The following is a 17,740-nucleotide window of genomic DNA, read 5'->3' on the forward strand; positions in this document are numbered from 1 at the left end:
AGCTAATGCAAGAATTTGATCTATTCGCCATCCTGCCGGAACTTGTTTTATTAGTAGCTGCCTGCCTATTATTAGTAGTTAGCGTCTATGTACCGGAGCGCCAGCCATCTACACCTGGTGTAGAGCAAGATATTTTCCATACGCCACGTGGAGTTGGTTTCGTCTACTTCTTTACGATTATTTTGCTGGTTTATCTTGTTTTTGTTTATTTAGCGCGGATGGCTGACCCATCTGTTGTTGCTATGAATGGTTTGTTTCAATCAGATCCATTCTCCAATCTGCTTAAAGCCTGCTCCTGTGGCGCAGTCCTCATTAGCTTGATCTATTCGAAGCAATACCTTACTGATAGATCAATGTTCCGCCCAGACTTCATTGTGTTGGCCTTACTTGCGCTATTAGGTCAATGTATTTTGATTTCTGGTTCGAATCTTCTGACTCTTTATCTGGGCCTGGAGTTAATGGCTTTACCAACCTATGCTTTGGTAGCCATGCGCCACAGCAATGAGAAGAGTGTTGAGGCAGCAATTAAGTACTTCATTCTCGGAGCCTTGGCATCCGGTTTCTTGTTATATGGCATGTCTATGCTCTACGGCGTGACTGGCTCGCTAGACCTAATCGAGATCTTTAGAACAGTCGCTGATCCTCGTGTAAATCATTTGGTAATGGCGTTTGGTCTAGTCTTTATTGTTTCTGGATTGGCGTTCAAATTGGGCGTTGTGCCTTTCCATATGTGGGTTCCTGATGTTTATCAGGGCGCACCCACCGCAGTGACATTGATGATTGCCGCCGCACCTAAAATTGCTGCATTTGCATTGTTATTCCGCCTTTTGGTTAATACTTTATTGCCACTACTGGGCGATTGGCAGCCAATGCTGGTATTGCTAGCGGTTTTATCTTTATTGGTTGGTAATATCACTGCAATTGCGCAAACCAATATGAAGCGTATGTTGGCCTATTCTGCGATTGCGCAAATGGGCTTTGTATTGCTTGGCATGTTGTCAGTCTTTGATGATCACGCGTTTAGCGCATCGATGTTCTATGCGATTACTTATGTGTTAACCACACTGGGAAGTTTCGGCCTGTTGATGATGTTGTCACGCAAGGGCCATGATTGTGAAACCATTGATGACCTTAAGGGTTTGAATAAGCGTCACCCTTGGTTTGCATTTATCGGCCTGGTCATGATGTTCTCCTTAGCTGGTATTCCGCCTACCGTTGGTTTTGCTGCCAAATTGGGTGTGCTTGAGGCCCTGGTTGATGGCGGACATACTTTCTTGGCTGTGATTGCTGTGATTGCTTCACTCATCGGTGCTTTTTACTACCTTAGAGTGGTTAAGGTCATGTACTTTGATGAGCCAAAGGCAGAACATGTCTCTGAAGTTACTGGTTCAAGCTATGCAAAAGGTATTTTGAGTTTGAATGCGATATTTGTGCTGATTTTGGGTATCTTCCCAGCGGGATTGATGGCGGTATGTCTAGATGCAATGCGACGGACTTTATTGGGTTCATAAAAACCCAATAGACCCATGAAAGGCTCCTTATTGGAGCCTTTTGCTTTTGTGTCATCATGATTTTGTATGATGGGCTAAACGGAATTTCCCATTTTGTAGTGATGACTGTGAGTAATGAAGATGACTGAAAAATCCTTCCAAGATTTACCACCTGGTGATGCACACTTGCGTGAAGAGCGCCTCTCTGGTGAAGACATTTACGGCGGCATTTTTCTGAAGATGAAGAGGGACCAAGTGAGCTTGCCTGATGGTAAGCAAGCAGTCCGTGAGTACTTAACCCATCCAGGCGCAGTAGCTATTTTGGCCGTTCTGGATGATGGTAGGGTGCTCATGGAGCGCCAGTATCGATATCCGATTGCCAAAGCCTGTATTGAGATTCCTGCGGGTAAGTTGGAGATTGGAGAGGATCGCCTTCTATGCGCAAAGCGGGAGTTAGAGGAAGAGACGGGTTATAGCGCAAGCCGTTGGAGTTTTATTCGCCGCATTCATCCGGTGATTTCTTATTCAACCGAGTTTATTGATATTTACCTTGCAGAAGGGCTGGTATCGGGCAAAAGCCATCTCGATGATGAAGAATTTTTGGATGTCTTTGCTGCACCACTAGAGCAACTGATCGCCTGGGTCGAGGAGGGTGAGATTACTGATGTCAAGACGACTATCGCGACTTATTGGCTGGATCGTTATCGCAGGGGTTTAGTGAGCCCTAAGCCTTTGACTTAGCTATTTCATAAACCTATTAAAATAGGGGTATTGAATTTAGCACTTTTACCCCGATATAGGTCTTATGAAAGTTTATAACCTAGCTTGCCCACTGGATCATCGCTTTGAAGGATGGTTTGCCTCTGAGGAGGATTGTCTTGCACAGCAAGACAAGGGGATGCTTGCGTGCCCAATTTGCGATAGCACCGATATTACTCGGATGCCTTCGGCCCCACATATTGCCAAATCCAGCTCCAGCAAAGTAGAGGTGGCCTCCACAGAATTGACCGTGAAAAACTCCGATACTGGTTCTACCAGTGGGGCCTTGAGCGGGGAAGTCGTTGCTTTAACGGGAGGCGATCATTCCCAACTAGAGGCACAGGTTCAGGCAGCTTTTTTAAAAGGTATGCGCGACCTCATGGGGCGATCAGAGGATGTGGGTGCTGCATTTGCTGAAGAGGCACGCAAAATTCACTATAAGGAATCACCCGAGCGCAGTATTCGTGGGCAAACTACTTTAGATGAGGCTGAAGCCTTGCGTGAAGAGGGTATTGAGGTAATGGCAGTTCCGATGTTGCCCACCCTTAAAAATACCTTGCAATAGCCAGCTACCGCTTTAAATCCCCTATACTTGCTGTGCATACTGGCGCTAAGTTGATCGCGCCTTGGTCCCACAGAATATTGGATAGGAGTGATACCCATGAAACGCTTAGTTTTGGCACTATTTGCTGCAGTTTTAACGCTGTCAATTTTGGCATGCTCCAAAACTCCAGACTCCAAAGAAATTAAAGTCGCAGTTTCTCCTGCATCGCCACCAATGTTGTTTGATGACAAAGGCCAAATTGTGGGCGTAGATATGGATATTTTCCAGGGCTACTGCCAATCACGAGGATGTACATTTAAAGTCACACCATACGACTGGGCTGGAATGCTGGGAGCGGTTTCTAGTGGTCAGGCTGATGTGGCTTTCTCAGGCATTTCGATTACCGATAAGCGCAAAGAGGTGATGGATTTTTCACAGCCATACTATGACAATGCGTGGCATCTAGTGAGCATGAAAGATAAAAATATTCAGATCACCGATTTAAATCAGCTCAAGAATTATTCCATTGGCTATCCCCGTGGCATGGCATATGACGATCTCATTAAGAACGAGTTGGAGCCAAAGGGCTACTATTCATTAAGCAAGGTTAAGCTTTATCCATCTTATGCAGAAGTGATTACAGATCTGCAGAATGGCAATCTTGACCTCGCGTTTATCGAAGAGCCTGTATTTCTGAATTATGAAAATAAGCTCAAGCTACCGATTCAAAGTAGTTATGTCTTTAAAGGCTTTGATAAGCTTGGTTTTGCATTTGCCAAGGGCTCAAAGTTACGCGATGATTTTGATAAGTACCTCAATGAAATTGGCCCAGACAAAATCAAAGCAATCCTTGATAAGTGGATGAAGTAATTTAAGGACATCATTACTCCCTCGGTGTAGTTGAGGTTTCTCTGTGACTTTCTTAGACATTCTGCTGAAGTTAGCGCAGGGAATCTCTTACACGATCATCGTGACGCTGGTTTGCTCGGCAACCGGTTTATGTGTTGGTCTTACGCTTGCCAGTTTGCGCCGCCTCAATTATTCCGTTTTGACTTTTGCTATTGACTGCTATACCTATGTATTCCGCGGCGTACCCGTTTTAGTGTTGTTATTCATGGTGTATTTTGGTTTGCCGGGGCTCGGTTTTAAAGTCCCACCTTTAATGGCAATGGCACTTAGCCTGGGTTTAGTTGCCTCCGCTTATTTGGCTGAAGTATTTCGTGGGGCTTTTAACTCTGTAGATCCAGCTGAAATATTGGCGGCTCAAGCTATGGGTATGTCGCGCCTTCAGGTGCTGGGCTATATTGAGTTACCACAAATGTTACGCTTTTCAGTGCCAGGCATGGTCAATGAGTTCACCTCAATATTGAAGTATTCTCCATTCGCTTATACAGTTGGCATCCCGGAAATTACCAAGCAGGCTACGACTTTAACTTCCACCACCTTACAAGGGGTAGAGGTGTATCTTGCCGTCGGAATTCTATATTTCTTGATCTATCGAATTTGCCTCTTTGGTGTTCAGATCATCAGTCGACGCTATCAAATCCCTGGAATAACACCAGCATGAAGATTCTTATCACCCTTTTTAGCGGGGCCATCCAATGGCATTAATTCAAGTTAGAGACTTGGTTAAAAAGTTTGGCGATCAAACTGTTCTCTCCAATATTAATCTCGACCTCCAGGAAGGGGATGTACGTGTTCTGATGGGAGCCTCTGGATCGGGCAAGTCGACTTTATTGCGCTGTCTTAATCGCCTAGTGGAGCCTACATCTGGATCTATTGTGTTTCGGGGGAAAGAAGTTCTGGGTCCTGGAGTGGATGTGAAAGAGTTGCGTAAGCAGATTGGTTTTGTCTTTCAACAATTTGCTTTATATAGCCACTTAAATGTGTTGGATAACGTCGCACTGGGGCTGCGTAAATTGCAGGGCATGAGCAAGCTTGAGGCAAAAGAGAGGGCACTTCATGAGCTCTCACACTTTGATATGACTTCCCATCAAGATAAATATCCCGCTCAACTTTCTGGCGGTCAAAAACAGCGTGTAGCCATTGCTCGCGCGCTAGCAATGGATCCTGCAGTTTTGGTATTGGATGAGCCTACTTCAGCGCTTGACCCTGTCATGTCTAGAGATGTGGCCGACTTAATTAATCATCTACATGGTGAGGGGATCACCATGATTTGCGTTACCCATGATCTCAATTTGGCGAGCAATATTGCTGATACTGTGATGTTCCTTGATCGTGGAGTCATCCGAGCGGATGACCGTATTGAGGTATTAAGTCAACATCCAGATCCTGAGATTCAAAGTTTCTTTGGTAATAAGGAAAAGGCCTGATGGGAGCTTGGTCATCATTCACTCGGGATTTGCTAGAGCAAATGCCTTTGATTTTGACTGGGCTCGTCAATACACTTCAGCTTGCCGCCTCCATTAGCATCTCCGGATTGCTTTTAGGAATATTGGTTTTTTATCTCACGCTGAGTAAAAATAAACTAGTGCGTAATTCGATTAATGCCTACATCTCCTTCTTTATTGGGATGCCCTTAATTGTTTTACTCTTTCTGATGTACTACGGCTTGCCATCATGGGGCATTCGACTATCGCCATTTACTGTGGCCTTTATTGGTTTTACCTTTAATGTAGCTGCATACAATGCCGCTTACCTGAAGACTGCCTATAACGGTCTAGATAAATCTCAATTAGAGGCAGCTAGTGCACAAGGTTTTAACCCCTTGCAAATTTTTCAGCTGATTACTTTGCCGCAAGTATTGCGTTTATCGATTCCGGCATTAACCAATCAAGTCATTGCTAACCTTAAAGATAGTTCGGTAGCATTTTTAATTCAGTACACCGAATTTTTTGCCCGTGTCCAAGAATTAGCGGCCACCAATTTTCAATTCTTCAAAGCCTACTTTGCGGCTGCCTTAGTCTACTTAGTGCTCGTATCGATTATCGTTCTCTGCGCACGCGCAATTGAGAAGCGCTATTTCATCCCAGCGTAATCTACTCATTTAGGATAAAAAAATAGCGATCCGAGGATCGCTATCATTCATTTAGGACAAGCAGCCATCCTTTTGAATTCTGATTACTTTGAGGTTGGCATCACAAACTCGGCGCCTTTAGCAATGCTCTCAGGCCAGCGCTGCATCACACTCTTTTGCTTGGTGTAGAAACGAACGCCTTCCTTGCCGTAAGCATGCATGTCGCCAAACAGCGATTTTTTCCAGCCGCCAAAGCCATGCCAAGCCATCGGAACTGGAATGGGCACATTAATACCGACCATCCCAACCTGCACTCGACGCGCAAATTCGCGGGCAATATTGCCATCACTCGTAAAGCAGGCTACGCCATTGCCAAACTCACAAGAGTTCACTAAATTCAGCGCCTCTGTAAAGTTGGCTACCCGCAAGCAGGAGAGGACTGGCCCAAAGATTTCTTCAAGGTAAATCTTCATGTCGGGAGTGACATTATCAAAGAGGGTGCCACCAATAAAAAAGCCATTCTCATTGCCAGGTACTTTGAGGCCACGGCCATCAACCAAAAGCTTAGCTCCTGCAGCTACGCCACTATCGATATAGCCGGTGATGCGCTCTAGGGCAGCCTTGGTAACGATAGGACCCATTTCTGCATCGAGTTCCATGCCATTTTTCACTTTGAGAGTTTTGGCGCGCTCAATCAGTTTTGGCATGATCTTGTCGGCGACATCGCCCACTAAGACTGCGACGGAGATTGCCATGCAGCGCTCGCCTGCTGATCCATAGGCTGCTCCAATAAGAGCATCAATGGTCTTATCAATATCAGCATCGGGCATAACGACCATGTGGTTCTTGGCGCCACCTAATGCTTGAGCACGTTTGCCAAAATGGGCGCAGCGCTCATAAATGTAATTGGCGATTGGAGTGGAGCCCACAAAACTCACCGCCTTGACGTCTGGGTTTTCAATTAAGGCATCAACCGCTTCTTTATCGCCTTGAACCACGTTAAATACGCCATCAGGCAGGCCGGCTTCTTTTAAGAGCTTGGCCATCAATAGCGAGGCGGAAGGATCGGTGGGGCTAGGTTTAAGAATGAAGGTGTTGCCACAAGCGATGGCCACTGGGAACATCCACATCGGAACCATCACTGGGAAGTTAAAAGGGGTAATTCCGGCGACAACACCTAAGGGTTGACGCATGACCCAGTTATCAATATCTGTAGAGACTTGCTCGGTGTAGTCCCCTTTGAGTAATTCAGGGATGCCAGTGGCAAATTCTACGATTTCAATCCCACGGGTTACTTCACCCTGTGCATCGGTAAAAACTTTGCCATGCTCAGCAGTAATAATCGCTGCCAATTCATCTCTGTGGGTGTTGAGAAGCTCAAGGTATTTGAACATGATACGAGCGCGGCGAAGGGGGGAGGTCTGGCTCCAGCTCTGAAATGCTGCCTGGGCTACCGCCACCGCTTCATTGACTTCCTTGCGGCTCGCTAGCGCAACACGCCTAGCCACGGCGCCTTTTGTGGGGTTGAATACATCACCAAAGCGACCATCCTTGGGGTTAACAACGTGGCCGCCAATGTAATGGCCAACATCTTCTTTTGATTCAAAGGCTTGTGGTGTATTCATGGTAATAGACTTGATCTTTGTTTTACTAGTTTTTGGCTTGCATAAGTTAATTGAGCCAGCTGGCACAATCAATTTATGGTCTCGTATATCCTACATCTAATATTCTATCGTTTTAGCCAGTTTCCCGCATTTTTCGATCTAAAAGGTGATCAATGAGTCTTCTATTCTCTCCCTACACTTTAAGCTCTCCAAAAGGAGATTTAAGCCTATCGAATCGTATTGTGGTGGCGCCCATGTGCCAGTATTCAGCAGTCAATGGGCAGGCCCAAGATTGGCATTTGATGCATTGGGGTAATTTACTCAATAGCGGGGCAGGTCTTTTTATCATTGAGGCGACTGGAGTCACTCCTGAGGGTCGTATTACGCCAGCTTGTTTAGGGCTATGGGATGACGCTACCGAAGCGGCGCTATTGGACAAGTTGACTAGAGCTCGTAACCTCGCTCCCAAAATTCCGGTATTTATTCAGCTAGCTCATGCTGGACGAAAGGCATCCAGCGCGACGCCATGGCAGGGCGGCCAGTTACTCACGGCAGAACAGGGCGGCTGGGAAACCTTAGCTCCTTCACCAATTCCCCAATTGGATGGTGAGAGACTTCCACATGAGCTCTCTAAAGCGGAGCTAAAAGATTTGATTGCTGCTTTTGTCCAGTCTGCACAACGCGCCGAGCGTATTGGTATCGATGGTATTGAGTTGCACGGCGCCCACGGCTATTTACTGCATCAGTTCTTGTCGCCAATTGCCAATCAGCGTACCGATGAATATGGCGGCTCCTATGAAAATCGCATTCGTTTTCTGCTGGAGTTATTTACTGCAGTGAGAGCTGCTTATCAAGGCGTTCTCGGTATTCGGATCTCGGCGAGCGATTGGATTGAGGGTGGTTGGACGCCTGAAGAAACTGCCGATTTTGCTTCGCGACTAAAACCCTTGGGATGCAATTTTGTACACATTTCTTCTGGTGGAATATCACCCTTACAAAAAATTGCTATTGGACCGAACTATCAAGTTCCTTTTGCCAAGATTGTGAAAGAGCAATCTGGCATTCCAACTATGGCAGTTGGTTTAATTACTGAGCCGGCCCAAGCAGAAGCCATTTTGCAAGCAGGAGATGCAGATCTCATTGCGCTAGCAAGAGCATTTTTATATAAGCCACGTTGGGGTTGGGAAGCGGCTGCAGCCTTGGGTGGAACTGTGCTGGCCAATGAGCGCTATTGGCGTTGTTTACCAAGAGAGGCGCAAGCTGTATTTGGTGCTGTCAAAGTAGGGCAGCGATAATCACCATTGGATGACGACAAAGTATTTTTAGATTAAGGCAATTGAGACGCAGATGAAGCAACACAGTGTGAGAGAAGCATGGCTGGAAGATGCCGTGAGACATTTAGAGCCCGTATTTTCTAAAGCAGGTTATGCCATTCCCCCTGTTAGGGTGTCGTGTGGCTTTCCAGCATCGAGTAGCCCAAGAACGACTTTGGGCCAATGCTGGCCCCGTGAGCGCTCCGGTGGTGGTGTCAATGAAATATTTATTTCTCCCAAGTTGGATGATCCCGTGCAACTTCTTGATACCTTGGTACACGAGCTATGCCATGCAGTAGATGATTGCTTTAGTGGTCATGGGGAAGACTTTAAGGGGATTGCACAAACAGTTGGGCTTGAAGGGCCTGCTAGGATGGCCCACGCTACCGAAGAGTTGATGGTGAGATTAATGATGATCAGCCAAGAGCTGGGACCGTATCCCCATCAGGCAATTGTTTTTCCGCCGCCAAGACCCAGTAATGCGAGTCGCAATAAAGCGAAATGCGGTCAGTGTGGTTACGAGGTTACGCTCTTAAAAAAATGGGCCACCTATGGCGCCCCAATTTGCCCTAAAGACAATATTCGTATGCAAGAAACTATTACTGAAACTATTGAAAATACCACCGAGCATGATACGGAATCCGTAACCGGAAAAAAACAAAAGGCTGATGATATTCGTCGCGCTATTAGTTAATTAAAAAATATCAAGTGAGATACGAAGAGACACCATGAAAAACAATAAACAAATTAAAAACCCCAAAATTGCCGTTATTCCAGGCGATGGAATTGGTAAAGAGGTGATGCCGGAGGGAGTAAGGGCATTACAAGCCGCAGATAAAAAATTCAATATTGGCATGCAATTTGATCACTTTGATTTTGCTAGCTGTGACTACTATCTCCAGCACGGCAAAATGATGCCAGACAATTGGTTTGAGACCCTCATGCAATATGACGCGATCTTTTTTGGCGCTGTAGGCATGCCCAATATTCTGCCGGACCATGTGTCTTTGTGGGGGAGCTTAATTCAGTTCCGTCGCTGTTTTGATCAGTATGTGAATTTGCGTCCCGTGCGCCTTTTGCCGGGCGTGCCTTGCCCACTTGCCAATCGCAAGCCTGGCGATATTGATTTTTATGTTGTTCGTGAAAACACCGAAGGGGAGTACTCTAGCGTCGGCGGGAAGATGTTCCCCGACACAGACCGCGAGTTTGTCATTCAGGAATCGGTCTTTACTCGCCAAGGGGTAGATCGCATTCTTCAGTATGCCTTTGATCTTGCCCAGAGTAGGCCTAAAAAACATTTAACTTCAGCAACAAAATCGAATGGAATTGCCATCACGATGCCCTATTGGGATGAGCGCGTAGAAGCGATGTCTAAGCAATTTGGTGATGTGCGTATGGATAAGTATCACATTGATATTTTGACTGCTCAATTTGTGATGAACCCAGATCGTTTTGACGTAGTTGTTGCTAGCAATCTCTTTGGCGACATATTGTCTGACTTGGGTCCAGCATGTACCGGTACCATTGCTGTAGCGCCATCCGGTAGCATTAATCCAGAAGGTAAATTCCCCTCATTGTTTGAGCCTGTGCATGGATCTGCACCAGATATTTATGGGCAAATGATTGCTAATCCTATTGGACAAATTTGGAGTGGCTCGATGATGCTCGATCATCTAGGTTATCCAGAGGCCGGTAAAGCGATTTTTGATGCCATTGAGAAAGTGCTCGTCTCCCCGCGCGCTCCAATGACTCTGGATTTGGGTGGTACAGCAAAGACGGATGAATTGGGTGCGGCAATTGCGGCACAAATCTAAGTAGTTAGTATTTTATGAACGCTACATATTCTCGACTAATTGAGCAAATGCTTCAAGCATTTCAGAGTCAGCAATTAGAAACGGCTAATAAATATGCAACTATGATCCTTAAGCTTAATTCAAAGGATCTAGTTGCTCTTCAGGTGCAGGGCCTTTGTCTAGCAATGCAGGGCCGAGTAGTTGAATCTGTAGCCCCCCTGTACAGAGCATCAAAGCTAGATCCAAATAATCTTGAATTGTTGTCTAACTTGGCCAAGGCTCAATATGGCGCTGATATGTACAGTGAGGCAATTCAGACTTATAAAACGCTTGATCGTTTAATGCCAAATAATCCTGAGCTACTGACTGATATGGGTACATCACTAGCGAAGTTAAGGTTTTACGATGAGGCACGTGCATGCTTTGAGCGGTCTATAGAGATACAGCCTGACTATTTTTTGACTTGGTCAAATTATGGCAATCTTTTATCTGAATTAGGCTCGTCTGTTGATGCAATAAATGCTTATGAAAAATCTTTAGCATTTAAATCTGATTATCCCGATACATGGACTAATTACGGGAATGCCTTATTTGATTTGGGCCGCTTTAAGGAGTCTCGCTTAGCTCATGAGCAGGCCCTTAATTTAAATCCTGAGTTTGCTGAAGCATGGTCTAACTATGGGAATACTTTGCTTGAATTAAAGGATCCTGGCGACTATGAGGCATATCAAAAAGCATATGCTTTAAAGCCTGATCATTCTTTTTTGCTTGGTCAATTGTTTGGTGCCGCCACTACCCGATGTGACTGGACAACATCTGATGTATTGGAATCCGAAATCATTTCTAAGCTTGCATCATATAAAAAGGTAGTCCACCCCTTTATTCTTTTGCAGACAAGCGCTCCAATAGAGTTGCAAAAGTTGGCCTCATCAATCTATATTCAAGACAAGGTTGGGGAGAATGAGGCGCCTCCTTCAGCACGATTACAGAAATACATACAAAGGGATAAGGTTAGGATTGGATACTTCTCCTCTGATTTCAAGGTGCATCCCGTTGGAGTATTGTTTGACAATATATTGCAATTTCACGATAAAAATCGATTTGAAATATATGGATTTTTTCTAAATTCTCCGACTGGAGATGCAGTTGAGAAAAGTATTGCTAATAAATTTACTAAAGTCTTTAATCTTCATGGTGTGGGTGATTCAGATGCCATCAATTTGATTAGGGATCAAAATCTAGATTTAGCAATTGACCTCAATGGCCATACAAGTGGGGCTAGACCTATTTTATTTGCAGAAAAAATTTCACCAATTCAAGTAAATTACTTAGGCTATGCAGGAACCTCTGGCGCAGACTTTTATAGTGCATTAATTGCGGACGAGGTTGTCATTCCCCCTGAGCAAAAAATACACTATTCAGAACCTGTTTTTTATTTGCCGCATTCTTTTTTCCCGGTGGATACAAGTATTTCAATTGAATCTATGGGAGACATGCCCACAAAAGGTAGTGAAGGATTGCCTGAGGCTGGCTTTGTATTTACTTGTTTTAATAATGCCTACAAGATTAAGCCAGCAATTTTTGATATTTGGATGACGCTTCTAAAGAATGTGCCTGGAAGTGTTTTATGGCTCTCCAAACCAAACTCTACTGCTATTGCAAATTTGCAAATTGAGGCACAAAAGCGTGGAATTGATGCATCAAGACTGATTTTTGCTGATCGTAAAGAAGGGCGCTCGGAACACCTCAGCAGATTAAGGTTGGCGGATTTATTTTTGGATACCCCTAACTACAATGCCCACGCAACCGCTGCGGATGCTTTATGGGCTGGAGTGCCAGTGTTAACGCTAATTGGTAATAGCTTTGCTGGTAGGGTTGCAGCTAGCCAGCTTAATGTATTAGGTCTAACAGAATTAATTACCCACTCTGATAGCGAGTATCTTGCAAAGGCGCTGGACCTAGCGACTCATCCTGGCGCGCTAAGAAGTATTCGCAGTCGATTGGCTGAGAGTCGCGGCTATTCTCCCCTGTTTAATACAAGGCAGTATGTTGCTGACTTAGAGTCCTTATTGGTTGATTTGCTTAATAAGGTCAATCAGCATTAGCAACTTGACTCCATATGGGGTCCTTTTTGCTGGCCTTAGCAATATCAACCAAGATTTTTTCATGTAGCTGACAGTCTTCATTGCTCGCATTGATGAGCTTGAATGAAGAGGGAAGCGCTTTGATTTGTCCGGAAGCGTCTGTGCCAACGGTATAGTCAATGAGGTCAATCGATAGGTCTTCTTGACCGCGTGTCATGGCGACGTAGACTTCGGCTAAAAGCTGAGCATCTAATAGAGCGCCATGCAAGGTACGATGTTGATTGCTGATGGCAAAACGTTCGCATAGGGCATCGAGAGAATTTCGTTTTCCAGGGAACATCTGACGAGCATCAAGCAGTGTGTCAGTAATCTTTGAAGCTAGCCCTCTAAATGGCGGGCGCTTGAGAAGGGCGAATTCATTATCAAGAAATCCTAAGTCAAAGGCTGCGTTATGAATTACCACTTCAGCGCCATCCACAAACTCAATCAGTTCTTCAACGATGTTGGCAAATACCGGCTTATCAGATAAGAACTCACGTGAAAGTCCGTGGACAGCAAAAGCACCTGCATCGATATCGCGCTCAGGATTGATGTAGTAATGAAAGGTGCGGTCCGTCAGCCTACGACTAACCATTTCAACACAACCAATTTCAATAATGCGGTCACCCGTGGCAGGATTTAGCCCAGTGGTTTCAGTATCGAGAATGACTTGACGCATTAGGTGCCTTCCAGAACAGATTGAGGAATTTGCATTGGACCATTGCCTGCATATTTATCTAGATAGAGATAGATTACAGGGGTAATGATGAGGGTAACAAATTGAGAGAAGATTAAACCCCCAGCTACGCTAATGCCTAAGGGTTGACGCAATTCAGCACCCGCACCTAAGCCGAGCGCAATTGGTAGGGCTCCCATCAGGGCGGCAATCGTAGTCATCATGATGGGGCGGAAGCGCAAAATACAGGCTTCACGAATCGCTTTTTCAGGAGTTAGCCCTCGATTACGTTGCGCATCTAATGCAAAGTCAATCATCAGAATCGCATTTTTCTTCACAATACCAATCAACAATAAGATACCAATCGAGGCCACAATCGTCAGTTCAAAACCAAAAATCCGCAGTGCCAGGATGGCGCCAATTGCGGCAGAGGGTAGGCCAGCCAAAATCGTGAGTGGGTGAATATAGCTTTCGTATAAAACACCTAAGAGAACATAAATGACTCCGAGGGCGCTAAGCAATAAGATAATTTGGCCAGATTGATTGCTTTTGAATACCGCTGCGTCACCACCATAGCTAGTGATGATCGAGGGCGGCAGTTTAATTTGCTCGGCAAATTTATCAATAGCCTTAGTAGCATCGCCCAGAAAAACATCCGGTGCCAAATTGAAGGAGATAGTCACCGCAGGAATCTGACCTTGATGGTTTACCGATGTTGGTCCTACTGTGCGTGTAAACGTTGCTAAGCTTGATAAAGGGATCAGCGTATTGGTTGATCTGCCTCTGACATAGACTTTATTGAGGTCAGTTTCAAATTGCCGATCGTTTTCAGCGGTCTCCAGAATAACTCGGTAAGTGTTGACTGGTGTATAAATCGTCGAGACTTGGCGTTCGCCAAATGAAGAGTAGAGTGCTGTACGAATATCAGCAATCGACACTCCTGCGCTGGCAGCTTTTTCACGGTCAATATCAATTTTGACATTTAAACCTTTTAACTGTGAGTCGCTAGTGACGTCTCTGAAAATAGGGTCAGCGCGCATCTTCTCGAGCATCTTTTCAGCCCACTCATTCACGCCTTCAAATCCGACGCTCTGCAAGGTGTACTGATAGCGGCTTTTGCTGCTTCGACCACCAAGTTGTAAGTTTTGCACCGGACTCATATAAATCTGAATGCCAGGTATTTCTTTAAATTTAGCCCGTAACCCTTCCATGACCTTGCTCATCTTCTGGCGTTCGCTCTTGGGCTTGAGAATCACAAAGAATCTACCGGTATTTCGTCCTGAGCTCATGCCTCCCCCCAAAATCGAAATGGATGTTTCCACGTTTGGATCGTTATCCACGATCACTGCGGCACGGTCTTGTAATTCCAGCATCGTTTTAAAAGAGGTATCCTGCGCTGCCTCTACCGTGATGCGGAGTTGCCCAATATCTTCTTCTGGGAAGAATCCTTTGGGGCTAAATGCAAAGAGGGCAATGGTGACGATGAAAGTGGCTATCGTTCCCCACAACACTTTTTTTCTATTAACGAGTGCGAGGTCTAAATAATGGGTATAGGTATTGAGGGACCAGGTAAAAATGCGATCAAAGCCCTTTGTGAATGGATAGCTTTTTGATTCTCCATGCTGCTCTTTGAGAAAGCGACTACATAGCATCGGCACAATAGTCAAAGACACTACTGCAGAGACCAGAATAGAGAGGGTGACAACAACTGCAAATTCTCTAAAGAGAAGTCCGATCGGCCCTGCCATAAAGAAGAGTGGAATAAATACTGCCACAAGAGATAAGGAGATGGAAACAATCGTAAATCCAACTTCCTTACTTCCTTTTAACGCTGCCTTGAGCGGACTCATGCCACTTTCGATGTAGCGCATGATGTTTTCTAGAACAACAATCGCATCATCCACCACCAATCCAACCGCCAGAGTAATACCCAGTAGTGAAATATTGTCTAGGCTGTAGCCCATAAAGTAAAAGACAAAAAAAGCGCCAATCAGAGAAATCGGCAAGCTAATCGAGGGGATGACGGTGGCTGCGATATTCTTGAGAAATAAGAAGATCACTAAAACAACCAAGGCGATCGTTAGCAGTAGTGTGATGTTGACATCATGAATCGACTCAATAATTGATGTTGATCGATCATTAATGAGGCTAAGCTGAATGGATTCTGGTAGCTGAGCCTTCAGGGTGGGGAGCAATCGTTTAATCTCATTGACGACTTCCACCGTATTTGCATTGGGCTGTCGCATTACTCCCATGGCAATTGAACGCTCCCCTTTAGCAGTCGCAAAAGTTTTAACATCCTCGTAACTCTCTTCAACAATTGCAACGTCTTTGAGGTACACCGGGAAGCCATTGCGTTGCGCAATGATTAGATTGCCAAATTCTTCTGCCTTCACTAACTGGGGATTGGCATAGATCGTAATCAGTTGGCGTGGGCCATCCAGTGTGCCGATAGGGCTATTGGTGTTGGCTTTATTAATCGCTGCAGCCAGCTCATCCATGGTGATATTACGATTACCCAGGGCATCAGGTTGGGCGCTGATGCGAATCGCATATCGTTTAGCGCCATAGACATTGACTTGCGAAACGCCGCTGATGGTAGACAGATTTGGCGCCATTAAATTTTCAGCGTAATCATTAATTTCAGATAGGCTGATCGAGGGCGAGCTCATCCGAATAATGATGACGGGAGTGTCTGCTGGATTGATTTTGCGATATGACGGTGGAATCGTCATTTCGATAGGCAGTCGTTTTTGGGCTCTCAATAAGGCTGCTTGAACATCAACAGCCGCCTTATCAATATCGCGATCATTATTAAACTCCAGGGTAACGCTGGTCGCCCCTAAAGTGCTATTAGAGCTAATGATTTTGATGCCATCAATAGTAGAAAACTCTTTTTCGAGAGGTAACGCTACAGCCGAAGCCATGTTCTCAGGTGATGCACCTGGTAGGCTTGCGGTAACCGAAATAATCGGTGTATTGAAGCTAGGTAGGGCGGCAACTGGAATCTTAAAATAGGCAACACTGCCGGCGATAACGGTTGCTAGCGAGAGCAACACCGTCATTACCGGTCGTCTAATACATAATTCTGAGAGCGTCATTTTGTTTGGGCTGCAGGAGCGTTGGCTGGTTTAGCTTCGCGCACTTTGCTTCCTGCTCGCAGATTCTGTTTGCCTTCAACGACAATGCGTTGACCAGGTTCCAAACCATTTACAACGGAAGTACCTTGGTATTCATAACTCACGGTGATGGGCTTAGGCATTACTTTGTCATCTTTATCCACAACGTAGACTAAGCGGCCTTTAGGATTCATGACGATCGCTTCTGATGGAATTGCGATGACATCTTTGAGGGTATTAGCGTTTAAGGAGACGCGCGCAAACTGGCCTGGAAGTAACTCATACTTCTCATTTGGTATTTGCGCCTTAACGCGAACCGCAGCTATTTGAGGATCAATTTGGTTATCGACAACAATGACTTCACCATTGAAAACGCGCTGAGTGTTATTGCCAACAGTCACTTGTACTTTCATGGGTACATCACTTTGTTTGCTTTCTAGTAGAACAGGGATATCTTTTTCTGGAATAACAAACTGAACATTAATGGGGTTGAGTTGCGTAATCGTGACCATCGAACTGGTGGTGGAGGTCGATGAGGCATTGGTTGCGCTAATCACAGTATTGCTGGCCTGCACTAGTGTTCCGGGGAACACATTAATGATGCCGGCTTTTCCATTGATAGGAGAGCGAATAAAGTCAAAGGAAAGTTGGACACGCGCAGCATCAGCAGCTGCCTGAGCAGACTTAGCGTTGGCAAGTGCCGTTTCTAATCCTGCTTTTGAAATAAAGTTTTTACCAACCAATTCTTTGGCGCGTTGATATTGCTTTTGGGCATCATCGGCCAAGGCTTTGAGTTTTTCATAGTTGGCGGTATCGGTGCGATTATCCAGGGTAAATAAGAGTTCACCCTCTTTTACCTCTTGGCCATCTTTAATGTGAATCTTCTCAACCTTATTGGTGACCATTGGGCGAATATCCACAATACTGTTAGAGACAATGTTTCCAGTAGCCTCAATAACGAGTGGAATATCTTTCTTTTCGGTCACGATGCTAGTAATGGTTTGTACGCCACCACCTTGCTTCTTGCTAGCCGGAAAAAAGTGGTCGTAGGCTTTGGATCCTGCAAACAATATGATTGCTAAGATCAAGAGACGCCATTTGTACTTGATCACAAATGATTTAGTACTGGCGTAGTCTATTTTGTGTAATCTGGAGAAAGCGGGGGAGATCTTTTGCCACACTTTGCACAAGCGCGACATCACCCAGCCCTTGAGTAATGGCAACTTGGCAACAGTTTTATCTAAGGCTGATTCTATTTTGGACACAATCTCGAATTTTTCTAGGTTTTATATCGGTTTAAAGCTCTTTTTTTGAGCTATCTTTCATTGCCTCATTCTCTCAT

Annotated in this window: 15 protein-coding genes; 11 read left to right on the forward strand and 4 right to left on the reverse strand. The window is 45.2% G+C overall.

What is annotated here, in order from left to right; translation table 11 throughout:
• Window positions 1-5 precede the first annotated feature (5 nt).
• The 7 genes from nuoN to FD974_RS03655 all read left to right on the forward strand — a co-directional run bounded on the left by nuoN (window position 6) and on the right by FD974_RS03655 (window position 5,791).
• On the forward strand, window positions 6-1,511 hold the full coding sequence (gene nuoN, locus FD974_RS03625; RefSeq protein ID WP_215366629.1) for an NADH-quinone oxidoreductase subunit NuoN: 1,506 nt from the start codon (window positions 6-8) through the stop codon (window positions 1,509-1,511).
• Window positions 1,512-1,631: 120 nt separating this feature from the next.
• Entirely contained in the window at window positions 1,632-2,231 is a 600-nt protein-coding gene (locus FD974_RS03630; protein ID WP_215365884.1) for an NUDIX domain-containing protein, read from the forward strand.
• A 64-nt stretch (window positions 2,232-2,295) separates the two neighbouring features.
• Window positions 2,296-2,814 (forward strand): DUF1178 family protein, encoded by a 519-nt coding sequence (locus tag FD974_RS03635; RefSeq protein WP_215365886.1) that lies wholly within the window; start codon window positions 2,296-2,298, stop codon window positions 2,812-2,814.
• Window positions 2,815-2,910: 96 nt separating this feature from the next.
• Window positions 2,911-3,663, forward strand: a complete 753-nt coding sequence (locus tag FD974_RS03640) for a transporter substrate-binding domain-containing protein (RefSeq protein ID WP_215365888.1) — start codon at window positions 2,911-2,913, stop codon at window positions 3,661-3,663.
• 43 nt (window positions 3,664-3,706) lie between these two features.
• Window positions 3,707-4,360 (forward strand): amino acid ABC transporter permease, encoded by a 654-nt coding sequence (locus tag FD974_RS03645; RefSeq protein WP_215365890.1) that lies wholly within the window; start codon window positions 3,707-3,709, stop codon window positions 4,358-4,360.
• 34 nt (window positions 4,361-4,394) lie between these two features.
• Window positions 4,395-5,126: an amino acid ABC transporter ATP-binding protein gene (locus FD974_RS03650; RefSeq protein ID WP_215365892.1), complete on the forward strand. Its 732-nt coding sequence runs from the start codon at window positions 4,395-4,397 to the stop codon at window positions 5,124-5,126.
• Window positions 5,126-5,791 (forward strand): amino acid ABC transporter permease, encoded by a 666-nt coding sequence (locus FD974_RS03655; RefSeq protein WP_215365894.1) that lies wholly within the window; start codon window positions 5,126-5,128, stop codon window positions 5,789-5,791. Before FD974_RS03650 ends, FD974_RS03655 begins: the two co-directional genes overlap by 1 nt.
• An 83-nt stretch (window positions 5,792-5,874) precedes the next feature.
• Here FD974_RS03655 and FD974_RS03660 read toward each other — a convergent pair whose 3' ends face one another.
• Window positions 5,875-7,395 carry a CoA-acylating methylmalonate-semialdehyde dehydrogenase gene (locus FD974_RS03660; protein ID WP_215365895.1) on the reverse strand — a complete coding sequence of 507 codons (1,521 nt, stop codon included), beginning with the start codon at window positions 7,393-7,395 and terminating at the stop codon, window positions 5,875-5,877.
• 152 nt (window positions 7,396-7,547) lie between these two features.
• On the opposite strand from FD974_RS03660, the gene FD974_RS03665 reads away from it, so the two are divergent.
• From FD974_RS03665 to FD974_RS03680, 4 genes are read left to right on the forward strand one after another with little or no spacing between them, the layout of a single operon-like run.
• Window positions 7,548-8,669 carry an NADH:flavin oxidoreductase/NADH oxidase gene (locus FD974_RS03665; protein ID WP_215365897.1) on the forward strand — a complete coding sequence of 374 codons (1,122 nt, stop codon included), beginning with the start codon at window positions 7,548-7,550 and terminating at the stop codon, window positions 8,667-8,669.
• A gap of 52 nt (window positions 8,670-8,721) precedes the next feature.
• Complete coding sequence (locus FD974_RS03670) at window positions 8,722-9,381, forward strand: SprT family zinc-dependent metalloprotease (protein ID WP_215365899.1); 660 nt, start codon at window positions 8,722-8,724, stop codon at window positions 9,379-9,381.
• A 52-nt stretch (window positions 9,382-9,433) separates the two neighbouring features.
• The gene (locus FD974_RS03675; protein ID WP_305848955.1) at window positions 9,434-10,501 is read left to right on the forward strand and encodes a tartrate dehydrogenase; all 1,068 of its coding nucleotides are present in this window, start codon (window positions 9,434-9,436) and stop codon (window positions 10,499-10,501) included.
• 14 nt (window positions 10,502-10,515) lie between these two features.
• On the forward strand, window positions 10,516-12,585 hold the full coding sequence (locus tag FD974_RS03680; RefSeq protein WP_215365903.1) for a tetratricopeptide repeat protein: 2,070 nt from the start codon (window positions 10,516-10,518) through the stop codon (window positions 12,583-12,585).
• Here FD974_RS03680 and dnaQ read toward each other — a convergent pair.
• The 3 genes from dnaQ to FD974_RS03695 are packed head-to-tail and all read right to left on the reverse strand — an operon-like array spanning window position 12,572 to window position 17,663.
• On the reverse strand, window positions 12,572-13,282 hold the full coding sequence (dnaQ, locus tag FD974_RS03685) for a DNA polymerase III subunit epsilon (RefSeq protein ID WP_215365905.1): 711 nt from the start codon (window positions 13,280-13,282) through the stop codon (window positions 12,572-12,574). The genes FD974_RS03680 and dnaQ overlap by 14 nt on opposite strands.
• Window positions 13,282-16,380: an efflux RND transporter permease subunit gene (locus FD974_RS03690; protein WP_215365907.1), complete on the reverse strand. Its 3,099-nt coding sequence runs from the start codon at window positions 16,378-16,380 to the stop codon at window positions 13,282-13,284. The genes dnaQ and FD974_RS03690 overlap by 1 nt, the downstream gene beginning before the upstream one ends.
• Window positions 16,377-17,663, reverse strand: a complete 1,287-nt coding sequence (locus FD974_RS03695) for an efflux RND transporter periplasmic adaptor subunit (protein WP_215365909.1) — start codon at window positions 17,661-17,663, stop codon at window positions 16,377-16,379. The genes FD974_RS03690 and FD974_RS03695 overlap by 4 nt, the downstream gene beginning before the upstream one ends.
• Window positions 17,664-17,740: the final 77 nt, after the last annotated feature.

The organism is Polynucleobacter sp. es-EL-1, assembly GCF_018687975.1.
Classification (GTDB): domain Bacteria; phylum Pseudomonadota; class Gammaproteobacteria; order Burkholderiales; family Burkholderiaceae; genus Polynucleobacter.